This is a genomic window from Marinomonas lutimaris (genome assembly GCF_019426345.1).
GTDB classification, from domain to species: domain Bacteria; phylum Pseudomonadota; class Gammaproteobacteria; order Pseudomonadales; family Marinomonadaceae; genus Marinomonas; species Marinomonas lutimaris.
Window position 1 is genome coordinate 35,778 of the sequence record NZ_JAHLLW010000013.1, and the last position, 19,035, is coordinate 54,812.

Annotated in this window: 12 protein-coding genes; 8 read left to right on the forward strand and 4 right to left on the reverse strand. The window is 42.5% G+C overall.

All coding sequences use genetic code 11. From position 1 onward, the window contains the following. Nucleotides 1–33: 33 nt before the first annotated feature. The 3 genes from KPL72_RS14590 to KPL72_RS14600 all read left to right on the forward strand — a co-directional run bounded on the left by KPL72_RS14590 (nucleotide 34) and on the right by KPL72_RS14600 (nucleotide 3,439). The gene (locus KPL72_RS14590; protein ID WP_219703402.1) at nucleotides 34–597 is read left to right on the forward strand and encodes a TRAP transporter small permease; all 564 of its coding nucleotides are present in this window, start codon (nucleotides 34–36) and stop codon (nucleotides 595–597) included. Next, nucleotides 597–1,868 (forward strand): TRAP transporter large permease, encoded by a 1,272-nt coding sequence (locus tag KPL72_RS14595; RefSeq protein WP_219703403.1) that lies wholly within the window; start codon nucleotides 597–599, stop codon nucleotides 1,866–1,868. The genes KPL72_RS14590 and KPL72_RS14595 overlap by 1 nt, the downstream gene beginning before the upstream one ends. A gap of 218 nt (nucleotides 1,869–2,086) precedes the next feature. Next, a complete protein-coding gene (locus KPL72_RS14600; protein ID WP_219703404.1) occupies nucleotides 2,087–3,439 on the forward strand; it encodes a YdgA family protein in 1,353 nt (450 codons plus the stop codon). Nucleotides 3,440–3,551: 112 nt separating this feature from the next. On the opposite strand, the gene KPL72_RS14605 is transcribed toward KPL72_RS14600, so the two are convergent. Beyond that, nucleotides 3,552–4,265, reverse strand: a complete 714-nt coding sequence (locus KPL72_RS14605) for an SPOR domain-containing protein (protein ID WP_219703405.1) — start codon at nucleotides 4,263–4,265, stop codon at nucleotides 3,552–3,554. A 67-nt stretch (nucleotides 4,266–4,332) separates the two neighbouring features. Further along, complete coding sequence (locus tag KPL72_RS14610; protein WP_212918259.1) at nucleotides 4,333–4,767, reverse strand: YqaA family protein; 435 nt, start codon at nucleotides 4,765–4,767, stop codon at nucleotides 4,333–4,335. Nucleotides 4,768–4,973: 206 nt separating this feature from the next. On the opposite strand from KPL72_RS14610, the gene KPL72_RS14615 reads away from it, so the two are divergent. From KPL72_RS14615 to glgX, 4 genes are all read left to right on the forward strand, one after another. Then, nucleotides 4,974–6,590 (forward strand): methyl-accepting chemotaxis protein, encoded by a 1,617-nt coding sequence (locus KPL72_RS14615; RefSeq protein ID WP_219703406.1) that lies wholly within the window; start codon nucleotides 4,974–4,976, stop codon nucleotides 6,588–6,590. A gap of 355 nt (nucleotides 6,591–6,945) precedes the next feature. After that, complete coding sequence (locus KPL72_RS14620) at nucleotides 6,946–10,071, forward strand: phosphorylase b kinase regulatory subunit alpha/beta (protein ID WP_219703407.1); 3,126 nt, start codon at nucleotides 6,946–6,948, stop codon at nucleotides 10,069–10,071. A 26-nt stretch (nucleotides 10,072–10,097) separates the two neighbouring features. Further along, nucleotides 10,098–12,293 carry a 1,4-alpha-glucan branching protein GlgB gene (gene glgB, locus KPL72_RS14625; protein WP_219703408.1) on the forward strand — a complete coding sequence of 732 codons (2,196 nt, stop codon included), beginning with the start codon at nucleotides 10,098–10,100 and terminating at the stop codon, nucleotides 12,291–12,293. A 62-nt stretch (nucleotides 12,294–12,355) separates the two neighbouring features. Next, nucleotides 12,356–14,398, forward strand: coding sequence for a glycogen debranching protein GlgX (gene glgX, locus KPL72_RS14630; RefSeq protein WP_219703409.1), 2,043 nt, complete (start codon nucleotides 12,356–12,358; stop codon nucleotides 14,396–14,398). Between the two features lie 5 nt (nucleotides 14,399–14,403). Here glgX and KPL72_RS14635 read toward each other — a convergent pair whose 3' ends face one another. Continuing rightward, entirely contained in the window at nucleotides 14,404–16,182 is a 1,779-nt protein-coding gene (locus KPL72_RS14635; protein WP_219703410.1) for an ABC transporter transmembrane domain-containing protein, read from the reverse strand. Nucleotides 16,183–16,289: 107 nt separating this feature from the next. Next, nucleotides 16,290–17,846 (reverse strand): methyl-accepting chemotaxis protein, encoded by a 1,557-nt coding sequence (locus tag KPL72_RS14640; protein ID WP_249422268.1) that lies wholly within the window; start codon nucleotides 17,844–17,846, stop codon nucleotides 16,290–16,292. A 416-nt stretch (nucleotides 17,847–18,262) separates the two neighbouring features. Between KPL72_RS14640 and KPL72_RS14645 the strand changes: the two genes are divergently transcribed. After that, nucleotides 18,263–18,913 (forward strand): 2OG-Fe dioxygenase family protein, encoded by a 651-nt coding sequence (locus tag KPL72_RS14645; RefSeq protein WP_219703412.1) that lies wholly within the window; start codon nucleotides 18,263–18,265, stop codon nucleotides 18,911–18,913. The last annotated feature ends 122 nt before the right edge of the window (nucleotides 18,914–19,035 follow it).

Consider the following 19,035-nt stretch of genomic DNA (forward strand, 5'->3'; position numbering starts at 1 on the left):
GCGATATTTCGTTGTTTTTTGGAGTATTGGCTTATGTCCAACCATGAAGAAAAAAAGCAGGACTTGTCAGCTTGGCGAGCAGAACACCCCGCTCTTTGGGTTCGTATAAACTACCGAGTCATTCGATTATGCGGCCAGCTATCTGCAGCACTGTTTGTTTTCATCGCTGCAATTATCACTTATGAAGTCGTTGCCCGTTATATATTTACTGCACCTACTATATGGTCAGAAGACATATCACTACTTTGTCAGATTTGGGCAACCTGTTTAGGCGCCAGTTGGGTATTGCAAAACAAAGCACTGATTCGCATCGATTTTCTAACCAATATGCTGGGCGAAAAAGCAAAAAAACTGTCTGACTTCGTCGCACTATTATCGATCATCTTCTTCGCGGGATTTATTACCTTTTATGGTTATCAATTATTAAAAGAATCCATTGAAATGGGCTCTGCATCAGCAAGTATGCTGGGGCTACCACTTTGGACAACAAAATCAGCCATCCCTATTGGATTTGGGTTACTAACATTACAAGCCGTCATGGAAATACTTTTGATGTTCGCGGGTGATTATCAAGAACACGAAGAGGTTTCACTATAATGACGATTATCTTGTTACTGGTTATCATGGTCTTAGCGCTGCTAATCGGCGTGCCTGTTGCTTTTGCCTTAGGTGGGTTAGGTTTAGGGATGCTGTTATTAGCTGGCTTCTCTCCAATGATGGCACCGCTAGCGCTGTACTCTTCTTTCGACAGCTTTATTTTATTATCTGTTCCACTGTTTTTATTGATGTCTAATATTTTGCTGCAAGGCGGCATAGGCAAAGACTTATTTAGAGCCGTACAATCTTGGGTCGGCCATTGGCCTGGCGGTCTTGGCATTGCCACAATCGCTTCTTGTACTATCTTTTCGGCTATTTCTGGATCATCTGTCGCTACAGCGGCAACCATAGGAAACGTAGCTATCAAAGAAATGACTGACCGAGGCTATAACAAACCATTCGTATACGGTTTGATCGCTGCGGGCGGTACCTTAGGTATCCTGATTCCGCCTTCTATTCCAATGATCGTATATGGCGTTATTACCGAAGAATCCATTGTCGATTTGTTTTTAGCAGGTATCGTGCCTGGTTTATTAATGGCAGGTAGTTTCATTGTTTACTGCTTTTTTTACGCACGTTTCAGTAAAGATTACACGCCAAGTGAAAAGGCGACTAGCGCTGAACGCAAAAGTGCCAGTTTACGAGCAATACCAACGCTGTTATTAGCTAGCATCATCATTGGCGGTATTTATACTGGCGTATTTACGCCGACTGAATCTGCTGGTATCGGAGTTGCGGTTTCTTTGATTATTGTCATCATGATGGGAACCTTTAGCCTTGAAAAATTCAAAGCTGCAGCTATGAGTACAATGAAAAATACGGTAACGATTTTTCTTATCATTGCTGGCGCTAAAGTCTTTGGTAAGGCTATTACTCTGTATCAAATTCCTCAAGATATTTCGATGTTAGTCAGTGAAAACATATCTGAAGTAGGTTTGTTTATTGCTGCAGTGTGTTTTGTCTTGCTAATTATGGGCTTCTTTCTTGAGTCTGTATCTATGCTATTGATCATGATGCCAGTGCTTTATCCATCGCTTGGCATGCTAGGTATCGACCCAATTTGGTTCGCTATCATTTTTGTGATCATGATTGAGTGCGCATTGATTACACCGCCCGTTGGACTTAACCTCTTCGTCATTCAATCGGTGTCTGGAGGGAAATCCGCGGAAGTCATTCAAGGTGTTTGGCCTTTTATACTCATAATGCTTGGCTGTTTGCTAGCTGTATACTTTTTCCCTGCTATCGCTCTTTATATTCCCTTTCAGTTATAAGTTAACTCAAATCACTATCCAGCTTTCACAGTACCGCTGGATAGTGTTTTCTATAGAAAACGTAATATTTCATAACGACTCCCCCTTCATGCGAAACAATCTTTCTAACCTTTCTAGCTTTATTTAATAACTTCACAAATATCCGTCTTCGTTTTGTTTAAGTTCAATTAATCTGTATCATACACGCACCTTAACCATCCTATGAAAAGGAATTTCCAGTGAAAAAAATACTTGCCGTGCTCGTTTTCACGCTTGTTGCTGTTTGCTTAGTTGCCCCTAAATTTATTGCTCCTAAGCATCAAGAGAAAGTCGCGGAACTCGTCTCAAATATCAATAACGCGCCGGGCTATACAGCGAAGATTGTGTCTACTAATTCCGCTTGGTTCGGTTCTGAAAATAAAGTACTCGTTACTTTTGATACCACTCAAATCGATCCAATAATTCAAGGTGGAAGTCTTGAAGCCGAGCTTATTATTGACACCCACTACGGCCCTCTGCTGCTTTCAAGCCAAGGTTTATTTGGCCTATACAATACTGAAATTCGTTTTGCCGGCGACCAACAACGTAATTTTATAAACTGGGATGAAGACCAGCCTTTATATGAGCTTTCTGTTCTGGGTGGTTTTACAGGTAACTTCAAAATAGCCGATAACATTCCAGCTTTTAGTAACCCAGCTAACACATTTCAATTTAGTGGCTATAAAGGCCAAGGTGAAATGACAGATCAAGGATTTATCTATCAAGGTAGCTTAGATCAAATGGATGTAGTGGATGGCTTCACTCCAGTTAAAGCGGAAGGGTTTACGCTATCTATTGAATTGAATGCAGACCTAGAAACTATCATGCAAGGTGGTTTTTATGACAGCACAACGGACTTAACTCTTGAAAAGCTTAATGTCGGTGCTGATACAGAACTATCCGGCCTAAATATTGAAATGGGCTCTAGTTTAGATAAAGAAACACAGTTAGGTAGCATTGAAGTTGGCTACCTTATTAAAGATGTCATGTCTGGAGAGTTCAAAGCGAGTGACCTTTCTTTAGTTACTGAGCTAGCAAATCTGAGCAATAAGTTCTTTATTGATTACAAAAATTTCTCTGACAAACTATTAGCAGAAACCAACTCGTCCGAGGCCGTCTATGATGTACTATTTACTTTCATGCAGGACAATATCGATGAGTTACTCGTAGCGAAACCTGAATTCAATATCACTGATTTTAGCGGCACCTTCCCTGAAGGCAGCTTCAATGCGACTCTAACGAGCAAACTGGCTGACATTAGTTCGCCAACCATTGATGAACTTTCTCAGCCCGAGTTCTGGTTATACAACGCTATCGTAGCCGCCAATATTGAAGCCGATGAGCCTCTGGTTAGACATTTAACAGAGCGATTCATTGCTAGTAAAATGCGTGCACCATTGAATGCCCCTGAAGTAAAACAACAAGCACTAATGATCATCGACAGTTTTGTTCAACAAGGTTTGATTAAATTAGAAGATGACAAATATAAGAGCGAAATTACAATTGAAGATGGTCAAGGCAAGATTTACGATTCGGCATTTCCTTTGATGTAATGAAAATTTAAAAACATCAAAGCTACCAACTAAAAAGGCGCATCTTATGTTCTGGGTTACAGAAACAAGATGCGCCTTTTTTGTGTTAACGGAATACAATAACTAAAAAAGCTTAGTAACTAGTAAATGTCTCACCGTTATATTGAGTCAATAAACAGTCGGTACCTTTTGTCTTCAACATCTTACAAAAATCAGAGCTAAAGGTTTTGTTAACAAATGGTCCTACTTTAAGCTGGTACATGGTACGACCATTGACTTGTTTTTGATTCACTAGCGGTTCTAAACCATCAAACACAGTTGGGTTGGATTTTTGCAATACTTTCCATCCGCGAACCGCCTCATCACGATTGCCATAAGATGCTACTTGCACACCATACTCATCTCCAGTCACTGTCCTTTGTTTTGCTGCCATCACTGGCGCTACGACAACAGGAGGAGCCGCTTGATCCATTTCAAAGTTTTCTTCTGGATCAATTGTCATTGGATCAGCATTACCTTGACTATCCATAGGTGCCTGCATCACAGCTGGCGCAACATTAACGGCAGCCATGGTTTCACTAGACGACATATTATTACCCGCCATGTTATTTGACATAGCAGCAGGTTTCGCCGGCATAGCTTTACCTTGCTTTAAGGCAGCAACTTCAGCTTCTAATTCGTCAATTCTATCTAATTTTGCCTGTACCGTTTGCCATTGTTCATCATGATTGCGAACTTTATCCTGCAAATCGCCATAGGTCATAAAAGTGTTTTTATCGTCCAGAGATGAGCAAGCACCTAATGATAATCCTGCCATCACTACAATCAGTTTTTTGGACATTTCCATTATTCTATTCTCCGTGTACATCATTAGAACCAAACGCTTACTATCTGAACTTTATTATCACAGTCTCTTATAGACTCAATAGTAAGTGCTGTCCCCACAAAATTAAGGCATAACGAGCCGCTTTGCCAATCAAAACCAAAGGTAAAAAATACCAAATAGGTGTACGCAACACACCCGATATTAAAGCAATCCCGTCGCCAACAACAGGCAGCCAGGTAAATAATAAACTCCAAACACCATATTTATTAAAAAAACGCTCGGCTTTCTCCCGTACTTCGGCTTTTACTGGAAACCACTTTTTGTGTTCGAACTGTACCAAATACAGTCCAAGTAACCAATTCGTCAACCCACCTAATGTATTACCCAAACTAGCCCAAAGCCATAATAAAAACACCGACGACGCCCCATCATTGGCATAGTAGAGCAGCAAGCCTTCCGACCCTAAAGGCAAGATAGTGGCAGACAAAAAAGACACTAAAAAAACAAATAAATAATCCAACACTATTTCTCTATACCTATTTTTAGCAGGTAATTAAATACCTAAATGCAAAAACAATGATCCAGCTCAATTTTACTCACTAGGCAATATATAGAAAAACAATTACCCTAGAAATTATGGCTATTTTTTTATATAAAGCAGACATCTTAATAGTGTATTGAGCACCTTCACTAGAGACTAAAACGTAAAACTAACCTAATGGAGGCGACATGCTGGATCGCATCAATGATATAAAAATTCGCTACAAGCTATGGGCTATTATCGGACTCATGTCCATGGGGACCACAGCGCTTATTCTCGTTTCTCTTACGTCTTTATTTAATAGTCATGTGGATGCACGAAAAGATCGAACTCAAGATATTTTAGATATCGTAAACACCACGCTGTCACCTATCTACAAAAAACAAACATCTGGCGAACTTAGCGCAGATAAAGCAAAACAAGAAGCTATCACGCTTCTATCTGAGTTCAGTTACGGAGACCAACAAAGCTTATGGATAGTAAATAAAAATAGCCGAACCCTGCTCAATGCCCCAGCAAACTACAAAAGCAGCACTCTACCGCCATCTCTAACCGATGAACTAAACAAAACGAAACAAGAGACATCAAAGAAGAATTATCAAACCATCGTATTTGAATATCAAGGAAACGACGGTACCGCTCACAAAATGATCGCCAGTGCGTCTACATTTACACCTTGGAACATAACTATTATTGCCACAGCATCTATGGATGAGGTGATTAACTTCTTCTTAAGAGCTTTGATAGATTACGCCATCGTTGTGGGCCTACTTACGGTATTAGTTGGTGGTACGGCTTTGTATATTATTCACTTGGTTACTAGCCGTGTGACTTCACTCTGTAAAACAATGACATCAGTTCAGCACTCTGGTGATCTTACGCAACGGGTTGAGTTTTCAGGACAGGACGAAATGGGCGAAATGGCTCGTGCTTTCAATAGCATGATGAATGACTTTCAGTCCATCGTGCGAAATGTCAGTCACTCAAGTGAGACTTTAGATAGCATAGTTAGCCAAACGAATAATTCGACGACTAAAACAGCACAAGGCGTCGCCAGACAACTATCTAACACAAGCAAAGCGACAGAGCTCATGCAAGATGTCATGAACTCAGTTGAAGACACGCTTGCCATTGCTGAGCAAGCCAATAACAAAACACAAGAACTTGGCCAGCATTCCAAACAAGGCCTTGGAGTCATGAGTAAAGCCAATCAAGATATCCAGCAACTATCCGTTGAAGTGGGCGATGCCGCCAAACAGATTCAACAATTACGCGAAGACGTTAGTCATATTAATGATCGACTAGGCATCATTGCAGAAGTCGCAGATCAAACTAACCTACTTGCGCTTAACGCCGCAATCGAAGCCGCTCGTGCTGGTGAACAAGGTCGAGGCTTTGCTGTTGTTGCAGACGAAGTTCGCCAACTTGCACAGCGCTCTCAACTCGCCGCAACGGAGATTGGTGGTTTGATCGATCAATTAACCCAGCAAACACTTACAACAGTTGAAGTAATGGAATCGGCTCGTAACACAGCCAATCAAGGCGCAGAGCAGACCTCCCAAGCAGGTCAGGCATTTACTCAAATAGCCAATGGCGTTCTGTCCATTTCCAAATTAAATAGCAGTATTAGCCAGGCAGCAGATCGCCAACACGAATCGTCTCAGACCGTTCACCAAACGTTAGAGAGCATCGCAAATGTTTGTGAAGAAACCAAACACAACTCCACCGACATCCAAACATCAGTTAACAATTTACAAGAGTGCGCTAGCCAATTGCGTCAACTAGTCCATCAGTTCAGTACCTAAAGACAAAATGGTAGTAGTTGTACGCAAGTACTACCCTTTTTGAGCTGCCCTTTTTGAATTATCCTGATGCATTTTTTATCTATAAAAATTCACATCCCTCTATTAACATCCATCTTAAATAGGGGCTAATTTATATGGAGCCCAAGCGATACTTCACGCTCTCATTTTGTGCATAACTGTATGATTTTATGTAAAACACGACATTTTCAAAAATTAAGTGAAAAAGAAGCCTTTAACTGCTTGGTGAGTCACATTATGTTTGGGTATAGTGGTTTTAAACTTAATTCGCACTATAGTTTGTATAGTTTGAACTAAGTAACTGATCTTAACAGCAGCGTTTTATAAAGGATCGAATATGGCGTCTGATACGCAAGATAAGCTAGATTCTCTTTATCAACATATCCAAGCGGTTATCTTATCCCGCCAGCATCCCGTAACAGGGCTTTTCCCTGCTAGCACCAGTATTAATAATCACGGTAACTACACAGATGCTTGGGTGCGAGATAATGTTTATAGTATCCAAGCCGTATGGGCCTTACATCTAGCCTATAAGCGTGCTTCTAATCCGCAAAAGCGCGCTAATGAACTCGAGTTCGCCTGTATAAAAATGATGCGTGGCTTATTATTCGCCATGATGCGTCAATCCCATAAAGTAGAATCCTTCAAGCATAGCCTAGACCCAAAAGACGCACTACACGCCAAATACGATACGAAAACCGGTTTAGAAGCGGTTGCCGATGATGCTTGGGGACATTTGCAAATTGATGCCACCAGCTTTTATTTATTGATGTTGGCACAAATGACCAAAGCTGGCAGCAAGCTGATCTTTTCTCGTGACGAATTCAACTTTATCCAAAACCTTATTTATTATATTTCTCGTACTTATCGCACGCCCGATTATGGCATTTGGGAGCGAGGCAATAAGGTAAATAATGGCAAAGCCGAAATAAACGCCAGTTCCGTTGGCATGGCGAAAGCCGCTATGGAAGCCATGGATGGACTAAATTTATTTGGTGAAGAAGGTCCGGAATGGGCGGTAGTCCATTCCTTTGCAGACGCCGTTGCTCGCGCAGGTTCTGTATTGCAATCCTTGTTACCGAAAGAGTCTCGCTCAAAAGAAGTCGACAGCGCTATTCTTAGTATCATTGGCTTCCCAGCCTTTGCGGTAAACGATGAAAAACTAACTCGCCGCACACGCAAAGAAATCATTAGCAAGTTGGGCGGCGAATACGGCTGTAAACGCTTTTTATTAGACGGTCACCAATCCGAGCTTGAAGACCAAAGCCGAATCTATTACGAGTACGATGAGTTAATTAATTTCGAGCACATTGAATCCGAATGGCCGCTATTTTTTACTTATCTTTATATTGACCGCTTGTTTGCCCGAGATTGGGAAAGTGCTAACTTTTATCGCCATAAACTAGAGTCACTTATGGTTGAAAAAGATGGTCAAATGCTACTGCCAGAACTTTATTATGTGCCGCAAGAAAACATCCTAGCGGAGAAAGAAAAACCAGGATCTCAAAAACGTGTTCCCAATGACAACCTCCCTTTGGTTTGGGCACAAAGTTTGTTCCTGGTCGGTAAAATGCTCGATGAAGAGCTAATCACCACAGATGATCTCGATCCACTTGGTTTACATCGTGTTCAGCACAGGCCAAACAAAGTCACCACGTCTATGGTTATCTTGGCGCAAAATGACAAGGTTAAACAAAAATTATTGAATGCTGGTTGTCTTTGCCAAACCCTAGAAGACATTGCGCCACTTAAAGCCATCAGTGCCGATCAGCTAGTTGAAACCTACCGTCATCTTGGTGCTTCCGAGACATTAGGGCTGACAGGTCGCCCTAATCGTGCATTGAACAGCTTGGCAACCTCTCAGGCATTTAGCATCAATGAAGAAAGCTACTTATGCTTGTCTTGGATTCAAAACGAAGACAAAGACTACCGTAAGATTGACCCCTCCCTGTTCCAAGCTCATATACGTAACGAACTGAAAACCATTGCTGAACATTGGTATTATCAAGCTAATGCGGTTTTCAGCATTCTCATCGATGAAGCAATGAGTGAAATGAAAGGCAGTGACGAATTATTTGAATTTATTCGCTTACTGCAAAAACGTGAGCACGAAGAATTCCGTGTAATTCCTCAATCAGCTAAGAATGCCTTTAAATCAGGAAATCGTCGCGCCATTATAATTAGCTCTCTTGATCATAAGCAGTTAGAAACCAAGCTGCCGCTTCATGATACGCCTTGGCCTTTAGCAGACAAACCAAAATCCTATGATGCTGCTAGCATTAAAACAGCTGAAACCGATACTCTGCTTGCTCGCTTAGTCGATAAGCCGAGTTTAGACGAAGCAGTCGATTGCTTAATGGAGCTCGGTGGTCGACGAGCACTGATGAGCACCATACCAAATTCAACACCTGCCATTACCGCGTATAAAGTATTGAATAGCGTTTATCTTCAGGCGTTATTAGCGGAAAACTGGCGCCCTGCTCGGCAGCTGTATTCTCTGATTCTGAAACCTTCGACGGATTTAGCAACCTACATTGCCGACATTACCGTTCGCCAGCGTTTATTAGTGATTGGTGAAACACCAGAAACAGAAGTCGATATCAGTTCGCCATTGCACCAAGATGCTATTTTGGACATGCTGCGCAGTGTTTCTTCATCACCAATTGGTTTGGTCATTTGTCATGAATTAATTGCCATTGCAGGTACGCTAATTAAAGTCCATCCAGAGTTTTTCTCTGGGGTGCGTACTATTCGTATTCATAACTTAGCCATGCTTTGTGCTCGACAATTTGACCCAGAAGATGATGCGCCTGTTTTCGACACATTGTCTAAGGTCTCACCAAGTGAGCTTTACGAAGCCCTCACGCAAGCATTACAACAGAAGCACGATGAATTTGCTCATGTGGCCAATAACATGCGCTACCACAATAGTAGTGATGCGCAAAGTAAGATGAAAGATGTCGACTGGTTTGACTGGCGTTCTGAGCAGGGTATGATCACTAAGCTACCAGAATCTATGTTGCTGCAGCTCTGGGGAAGTTTAAGTCATGCCAACACCATTGTATTTGGTGATTTACAAAGTAATACTGCGTTGGATTGCAAACGTGCGCTCAGCTCAATGACACCGGGTGAAGACACCTTTGCACTACTGATTGAAACCTTAACATCAGACATTCATCCTAGCTGGTATAAGAGTCTTATTTTCGAAGGCTTGTATGCCTTCATACAGTTTTGCCAACAACATAAAAACTGCAAGTTTGAACAAGAAATCAACTTGCCGGTGTTAGTTTCCCAAGCGGCTTTGGATCACGCCAAGCAACATCAAGCAGAACACCCAGAAGACAGCTGGGCAGAAGCTGCATTGGATGAATTTGCACAAATAACACCTAATAAAGTAAACCAATATTTGCGTTGGGCAGTGAGCAAACTTCACAGTCATCAGCACCAACACTCATCGAGTTAACACGCTCACTCTTGCTGGAGAAGTGAATGGATTTAATAAAAAACGCCCTAATTGACGATGTGCTACAAGCACGTTGCTCAGACCCTTTTGGCTGTTTAGGACTACAAGCATCCCCTTCTAAAAAAGGTTTGTCGTTACTGGTTTGGCAACCTGAAGCGATATCTATTCGTGTATTAGCCATAGATTCAGACAAAGAGCTCGCCAAAATGAGCGAGACTGATGACAAAGGTTTGTTTTACGCAAAATGGCCAAAAGAAACTACGCGCTTTCATTATCGCCTTGAAATCACTTATAAAGACAAAAGCACTTATACCCTAGTCGACCCATATCAATTTCCTAATACGACCTTTGTCGATCCAGAGCATCATCAAGCGAATCAATACAAAAGCCAAGGGGCGATTCGTGCTGGAGCCAAGGTAAACGATAAACTGACCATTCAAGGCACACGCTTTGCTGTGTATGCGCCAGCAGCGCGATCTGTGTCTGTGGTTGGCGACTTTAATGCTTGGGATGGCCGCATTCACCCAATGTCGAGCAATGGCGATGGCATTTGGCGATTGTTTATTCCAGACGTTAATCACGGTGCCCGTTATAAGTTCGAGATTCGCGCAAAATCAGGTGAAATCCTTCCTCATCGCAGCGACCCATATGCACAGCGTATTGAGCAATACCCGTCTTTTGCCAGCGTAACCTGCTTTGATAATAAGCACGCTTGGCAGGACGACGCTTGGGTTAAACGCCCTATCGAAGATATCTACGAAAAACCCATGAGCATTTATGAATTACACATTGGTTCATGGCGTCGTAAGGATGACAATCAACCGCTGACGTATCTTGAGATCAAAGACCAGCTGGTTCCTTATATTCAAGAAATGGGCTACACACACGTCGAATTATTGCCGATTACTGAATACCCATTCGATGGATCTTGGGGCTACCAGCCTGTCGGCTTGTATGCTGTAACATCTCGATTTGGTACACCAGAAGACTTCAAAGCCCTTGTTGATGCACTTCATCAAGCCAATATCGGCGTAATTATGGATTGGGTTCCAGCGCATTTCCCAGCCGACAGCCATGGTTTAGCGAACTTCGATGGTTCCAAACAATACGAATATCCAGACCCTAAAAAAGGCTGGCATCCAGAGTGGAATTCGTTGATCTACGATTTTGGCAAAGAACATGTGGTGAATTACCTAATCAGTAACGCGGTTTATTGGTTAGAAGAATTCCACATTGATGGTTTACGCGTTGATGCCGTGGCCTCTATGTTGTATTTGGATTACTCCCGCGAAGACGGCGAATGGATTCCCAACAAGGACGGCGGCAATCATAACTACGAAGCCATAGATTTTTTACGTCGCTTAAACGAAACCGTGTACTTGAATCATCCTCGCTGTTTTACCGTAGCCGAAGAATCTACCGCCTTTCCTGGTGTGTCTAAGCCAACTTATATGAATGGTTTGGGCTTTGGCTTCAAATGGAATATGGGCTGGATGAATGACTCACTGGCTTACATTAAAAAAGACCCAATTTATCGCCAGCACCATCAAGGCGAACTTAGCTTTAGTATGGTTTACGCCTTTGACGAGCAATTTGTTCTGCCGATTTCTCACGATGAAGTAGTACATGGCAAAGGCTCGATGATCACTAAAATGCCCGGAGATGCTTGGCAGAAGTTTGCTAATTTACGCGCTTTTTCGGCTTACATGTATTTCCATCCTGGCAAGAAGCTCAACTTCATGGGTAACGAGTTTGCGCAAGGCCAAGAATGGAGTCATGAGCGCTCTTTGGATTGGCATTTGTTAAACACCGGTTTCCATAAAGCTCAGCAAACGCTATCAAAAGACCTAAATCATCTTTATCAAAACGAAGCGAGTTTGCAGTTTGACCATTCTTATCTAGGCTTTGAATGGATCAGCTACGACGACAGCGCCAACAGTATTTTGGCCTTTGCCCGTAAAGCCAAAGACAGCGATGAACATGCGGTCGCGGTGATTAACTTTACGCCGACACCACATGGCAACTATCGTATTGGCGTGCCTAAATCAGGTCGTTATCAAGTCATCATGGATACGGATGAGGCAAGCTACACTGGCAGTGGCTTCGTCAAAAGCAAACAATACGATACACAGACGATTGTCAGTCATGGCCGTGACCAAAGTATTGAACTGCAAGTACCACCACTGGCTGGCATTTTATTAAAATGGTTAGGCGAGTCTTAATCGCTAGCACTAACAACATTTTGCAATAACGACAGCAACATAAACAGCATCTAGAGGTATTAATGAACCAAGCACACCAGATTTCCAATGGCTCTCTTTTTCCTCTAGGTGCTACAGTGACCGAAAATGGTGTCAATTTCGCAGTGGTTGCTGAAAACGCGACTCAGCTGTATTTGTGTTTATTTGATGACGAAGGCAATGAACAAGAACCGCTGCCCTTTATTAATAAAACAAAGGGCATTTGGTACATGGAAGTACTTGGTTTAAAAGAAGGTCAGCATTATGGACTGCGAGCCAAAGGCGAATTCAAACCAGAACTTCAGCTCGTCTACAATGAGCGAAAACTGCTTATTGACCCTTATGCGAAAGAGTTAAGCGCTAAACTGGTTTGGCACGAAGATCAAGCAGCAATAACAAAAGAAGGTAAAGCGCACCCAACCGATTCTGCCTATTGCGTCCCTAAATCTATTGTACGTACCATTAAGGTAAAATCAGATCGCCCTGCAAGAACGAAAATCACACCGTCAAGTCGTGCTTTATACGAGCTGCATGTTAAAGGCTTTAGCAAAAACCTATCGATTGAAAGCGAGCTTCAAGGCACTTATCTTGGTGTCATTTCGTCCGCTGGCATCGAACATTTAAAAAGCCTTAATATCACTACGATTCAGTTAATGCCTTGCTTTAGCTTTATGACAGAGCGTCATTTACAGCAATTAGAACTCAATAATTATTGGGGCTACAACCCCATTAGCTTTTTTGCCGTCGAACCTTCATATGCCATAAAAGACGCCATCGTTGAGTTTCAACAAATGATAGATGGATTGCGCCAAGCAGGTTTTGAGGTGATTTTAGACGTGGTGTATAACCACACAGCTGAAAGTGAATTAGATCAATCCAGCGTGTGTTATCGCGGCTTAGACAATGCGCGCTACTATCGCCACCAAGATGGGCAGTATTTGAATTACACGGGGTGTGGTAACTGTATCGATACCTATAGCCCCACCAGCATTCGCCTTATCTGTGACAGTATGCGTTATTGGGTAGAAGTCATGGGGGTCGATGGTTTCCGTTTTGACTTAGGTGTGGATCTTGGTCGCACCGATCATAACTTCGTAGCAAAAGCCCCCTTGTTACAGGCCATTCTTCAAGATCCTGTTTTAAGCGAAACGTGCCTTGTAATGGAACCTTGGGACATTGGTCCAAACGGTTATCAAGTCGGACAATTTCCCAGAGGCTTTCTGGAATGTAACGACCAATACCGAGACACGGTTCGTCGTTTCTGGCGTGGTGATGATGGCTTAGTGCCAGAGTTTGCGACACGTCTTATGGGATCAAGAGACTACTTTCATAAAGGCCAAAAAAGCGCCTTAAACTCAGTGAATTACATCACCTACCACGATGGCTATACCATGAAGGATTTGGTGTCATATCACCAACGCCATAACCTCGCCAACATGGAAGAAAACCGTGACGGCCATGGTGAAAATATTAGTCAAAACTTTGGCGCAGAAGGTGAAACAGACGACAAAGATATTCAAGCAAAGCGCTTAAATCAGCAGCTTTGTTTTATGGCTACGCTGCTATTAAGCCAGGGCACGCCACACATTTTAGGTGGTGACGAACTGTCTCATAGCCAGCAAGGTAACAACAACGCCTATTGCCAAGATAACGACATTACGTGGCAAACTTGGCAAGACATAGACACTGAAACAAGCCATGCGAGAAAAGCAATTCAAGACACCATAGCAACACTCATGGCGTTACGAAAAACCTATCCTATTTTGGCAGAGATTCGCCTAGAAGATGATCCGCTTTATCAACATACGTCGTCGGATAAAATCCATTGGCTCAACGAACAAAGTGAAGCAATGACGATAGAAAACTGGGCCGATGACAGTCGACATTTCATTGCGTTAACGCTAACGCCAGCCGATCTTTCTAGCAGTTTTTGGATAGTATTCTATAGTGACGATGTGCCTCTTAGTATTCCGTTACCTACAGAAAACGACAAGATAGAAACGCTTTACCAAACGCCTGGATTATCCATTACAGAAGACAGCACACTCCATTGCGCTTATCGTGGTGTATTTGTTGGTAAATTTTAATCAGATTAAACGTCATAATGTTGATTAAACTGTAAGTCGGATAATCGTTTATACAAGGTACAGGTTTCAAGTAGTTCGCTATGCGAGCCTTGAGCGATAATTTCCCCTTGATCCATCACAATAATTCGGTCTGCATTCAATACAGTTGCCAAGCGATGGGCAATCACTAAAGTGGTTCTGCCTTTCATCAAAGGTTCAAGCGCGGCTTGGACTTTGTTTTCGCTTTCTGCATCTAAGGCGCTGGTTGCTTCATCTAGCAACAAAATCGGTGCATCTTTTAATATCGCCCGAGCAATCGCCACTCGCTGCCTTTGACCACCAGACAAACGCACACCATCTTCGCCTAAGCGAGTCTCATAACCTTTGTCTAAACGAGTGATAAATTCATGAGCATTGGCTTGCTTTGCCGAATATTGGATAGACTCGTGGCTGGCATTGCGATTGGCGTACCCTAGGTTATCGTAAACGGTTTGGTCAAAAAGAACCGTCTCTTGGGGCACCAAAGCGAATCGCTGACGTAAATCGTCTAAGGAATAGGCTTTAATGTTCTCGCCTGCCAAGTAAATACTGCCTTGCTGAGGATCATAGAAGCGCAGAAGCAATTCAAATAAGGTCGACTTACCCGCGCCTGATGGTCCAACTAAAGCCAGCATTTCACCCTGCTTGATAGAAAAAGAAAGATTCTTCAACGCGGCATAATCTGGTCTTGTGAGATAACGGAACTCAACATTATCAAACTTAATGACTTCTTCACCCTGGCGAATGTCAGCCATACGCTGAAAAGGAAATTCGGAAGAGCCACTTACCACCTCGCTTTTTGCACTGAGCAATTCCATAATGCGCTCAGCTGCACCCGCAGCCCGTTGCAGCTCGCCCATGACCTCGGAAATGGCACCAACCGCGCCAGCGATAATAATGGAATAAAACAAGAAGCTTGCGAGATCACCAGCACTGATCGCTCCAGAGATGACGTCTTTACCACCAAACCACAACATCACCCCAATGCCACTCATCGATAACAAAATGACCATCAGAGTGAGCCAAGAGCGTTGTTGAATACGCTTTACACTCACATTGAAGGCTCGATCAACCGTGGCTGAAAAACGCTGAGCATCATGTTTTTCATGAGTGAAAGCTTGTACCACTTTTATGTGACGCAATGCTTGTGATAAATAGCGCCCGACATTAGCCACTTCATCTTGGCTATCACGGGATAAACGTCTCACTCGTCGGCCAAAATACACTACCGGAACAATCACAAAAGGTACGCAGGTCAGCAAAATAAGCGTTAATTTAAAATGCATCACCAGCAAGAATAAAATCCCACCAATCAACATCAAACTACTGCGTAAGGCAATCGACAAAGAAGAGCCAATCACGCTTTGTAAAAGCGTGGTATCAGAGGTAATACGGGATTGAATTTCACTTGGAGAGTTATCTTCAAAGAAGGAAGGCGACAAGGTTAATAAATGCGCGAACACCGCTTGACGAATATCCGCCACTACTCGCTCACCTATCCATGACACCAAGTAAAAGCGACAAAAACTACCAATACCTAATAAAAATACCAAAGCAATGAAAATCATCAAGGCATGAGTCAAGCCAGCTTCCGATCCAGAAGCCAAGCCTTGATCAATAAGAAATTGTACGCCCTTACCTAAGCTCAACATGGTGCCAGCAGTGACCACTAAGGCGATCAATGCCAACACCATCTGGCGTCGATATGGACGCAAAAAAGGCAGGAGTGTTTTTATTCCGCTATCAACTTTTTCCGACTTGCTCATCTGTCAAAACCACCACAAAGTAATAATGGCCGTCACTATAGCGTATCTGAGTTATCGCAACTGGGTAAATATCGAGTAGAGATGACTCATTGCTAAACACTTCTGAATCAGGCGCCCGATTTGAACCCCATACGAAAACCGCCCCAATGCTTACCATTGACAAAAATAGGCACGGAAAGATCATGGAGAATCTCACCCGTATCCCGCTTGTAGGTTTGCAGTAAAAAGCTGTCGGTATGGGCGCCACATCGACTGCCCGTTGCATCGTTAAAAATGCGTTTGCTGCGATTATTCACCAAGTCTTTTTCATAATCGCCACTTAACGGCTGACTGAATTTCTTATTATGAGTTGGAAAATAGCCATTTACATCGACCGCTCCAGCAAACATCACTTGCTCATATTTTTCTAGAACCGCTTCTTGAATGGCCGGAAAAGTACGATCAGTAAAAGCATCGTAGGAAGTACTGTATTTCTGTGGATTGGTGTTATTGATAGGCTGATAGTCTCTAGAGAAAACGGCTTGCTGCGTCAAATTGCCCTTTTCAATTGCTTCTTCAAATAGATGCCCAATGGCTTGTGCAGAATTTTTCGCCACCATAAGTAATTCAGAAAAAAACAATGACCGATCAACCTTATCCAGCTCCCTAAAAACGATTTCAGCGCCATTACTTAAACCTGATGCCTCTTTTGACAGTTTATCGCTACGCTGGGAAATATCTTGTAATGAACTACTAATACGCGAAACAGAACCATTAATCTGGGTACTGGCTGCGCCCAACTCTTCTCCCGCACTTTCGACTTCAGACAAAACAGCAGAGGCATTTTGAACCTCTTGCGTTAAAGAAATAAAACGTTGCGTTTCTCCCAATAAGGTACTCGAAAGAGACTCAGTGAGACTTTTCAACGATGACATTTCATTGTTGGTTAGTTCACTATTACGACGAACATCAGCTAAAAGGCTAGAAATTTGTTCTGAGGCATCGGCGCTTTTAGCAGCCAGCGCACGCACTTCATCCGCAACCACCGCAAAGCCTCGACCTTGTTCACCAGCGCGAGCTGCCTCAATGGCCGCATTGAGTGCCAATAGATTAGTTTGTTCAGAAACACCTTTAATAACCGCTGTAATGCTATCAATATCATCGGCACTTTTGGTTAATAAGGCTAATTGCTCACTGGCGGTTTGTACCTTTCCCGTTAATTCATGGATCTGATCGGCACTTTGTGACAAGGCGACTTGAGCGGTACGACTCGATTCTGCCGTATCACTCATGGTCCGTGCTAGCTGACCTAAATTAGTCGACAACATCAATCCAGTACCTGACAATGTTTCTACCGCTTGGGAAATTTGCTCACTGTCATCACGGGTAAGATGTATGTCTTTACTTAGCGTATCAACAAAATGAGACACTTCTGCCGCCCCTATTGCCATCTTTGATGTGGCACGAGTCACGGTTTTACTCACTTCAGAATAGGTTTGATTATCTTTAGTATCAGAGTTTTGAGAAGTATTAGAGGGTGCTTTGCGAATCAGTTTTGGAACAAGCAAAAAAGCACATAACAAAATACCAACGCCAACATAAGACACAGGAACTGAGCCCTGCACATAGCCAACGATAAAAAGTACGAGAAGCCCAAACACACCAAATAGCTGGAAATACACCATCGCCTTTTCCTTCCTTTTAATTATTATTTTTTTCCAGTGTTAAGTTATGTAAGCCGAAGGTCAACACAAAACGAAGCGCATAAGACTAAAGTCGCACTGATAAATCCATCAATAGTTGCTATTGGCAAAACGATACCGCAAAAAACAACACTTTTTGTTTAGACATTATTCTTGATATAAAAAAGTATTCATTTCTAGGTATGCATTTGGCTCCCCTAAAAATTGGATTATCAATGCACAAAAAATGACAATGTAAGATTAGATATCTCCAAAAATCATTTTTTTGCACATAAAAAGCAGAAAAAATCTCCAACAATCCTACTACACTAGAAAACAAGCTCACAAAGCAAAATAAAAATAAAAATAAAACAAGCGTTGCGCACAATCTGCCAATGCTCATATTGAGGATAATCACCATGATCACCAATAAACTTAAAACAGACTCTTTCTATCTTGAGTTAGGACAACTAACACCAGATAGTGTTAATCACCTCGCACCTTCTTTTGATCATTTACCAGCAAATCCCTATGCAGATGGCGAATTCCGTTTGCGCCGCTATTCCCGCTTTACTCTCGAGCAAGGACAGCTAAAGCGTTTACCTTCACAAGCGTTTGTTCAAGATGAAAGCATCAACCACTTCCAAGGGAATGTGGTACGTAGCTATGAAGAAATTGATAACAACATAGTCATAGATCCTGCCTTCGTAGAATTATTTGAACACTTTCAGAAAATGGCCAGTGTGGTAGATGGCACACCAATCGAAGTGCATCAGTTACGTATTTTTGCGGACCATAAAAGTGCTGAAGTGGCGCCAGAAGGCATTCATCAGGACGGCTTTGATCGTATCGGAATTTATGTCATGCAGCGCCATAACATAGAAGGCGGCAATATCAATATTCATCTAGATAATAACAGCCCTGCCCTCATCAGCCACGATTTTGATAAAGGGGAATTCGTCGTCTTAAACGACCGTAAGTTTTTCCACAGCGCTCAGCCAATTAAGCCGATTGATGGTGATCAAGGTCATATGGACATTTTTGTCCTGACGGCGAACTTGATGCATTAGATTAGTCACTAATCTAGAATTTAACTTCCTTATTGATTACAACTTTTTATTGTTAAATCAATCTGAAAACACTAGGGCAGCTTTACTAGGCATGGTATAAAACGCGAATGTAACAATTTGTA

What these genes read in the sequence shown, in the direction of transcription:
- glgX (WP_219703409.1), top strand. Translation starts at nt 12,356, where the DNA reads ATGAACCAAGCACACCAGATTTCCAATGGCTCTCTTTTTCCTCTAGGT.
- KPL72_RS14620 (WP_219703407.1), top strand. Translation starts at nt 6,946, where the DNA reads ATGGCGTCTGATACGCAAGATAAGCTAGATTCTCTTTATCAACATATC.
- KPL72_RS14595 (WP_219703403.1), top strand. Translation starts at nt 597, where the DNA reads ATGACGATTATCTTGTTACTGGTTATCATGGTCTTAGCGCTGCTAATC.
- KPL72_RS14590 (WP_219703402.1), top strand. Translation starts at nt 34, where the DNA reads ATGTCCAACCATGAAGAAAAAAAGCAGGACTTGTCAGCTTGGCGAGCA.
- KPL72_RS14605 (WP_219703405.1), bottom strand. Translation starts at nt 4,265, where the DNA reads ATGGAAATGTCCAAAAAACTGATTGTAGTGATGGCAGGATTATCATTA.
- KPL72_RS14635 (WP_219703410.1), bottom strand. Translation starts at nt 16,182, where the DNA reads ATGAGCAAGTCGGAAAAAGTTGATAGCGGAATAAAAACACTCCTGCCT.
- KPL72_RS14645 (WP_219703412.1), top strand. Translation starts at nt 18,263, where the DNA reads ATGATCACCAATAAACTTAAAACAGACTCTTTCTATCTTGAGTTAGGA.
- KPL72_RS14615 (WP_219703406.1), top strand. Translation starts at nt 4,974, where the DNA reads ATGCTGGATCGCATCAATGATATAAAAATTCGCTACAAGCTATGGGCT.
- glgB (WP_219703408.1), top strand. Translation starts at nt 10,098, where the DNA reads ATGGATTTAATAAAAAACGCCCTAATTGACGATGTGCTACAAGCACGT.
- KPL72_RS14640 (WP_249422268.1), bottom strand. Translation starts at nt 17,846, where the DNA reads ATGGTGTATTTCCAGCTATTTGGTGTGTTTGGGCTTCTCGTACTTTTT.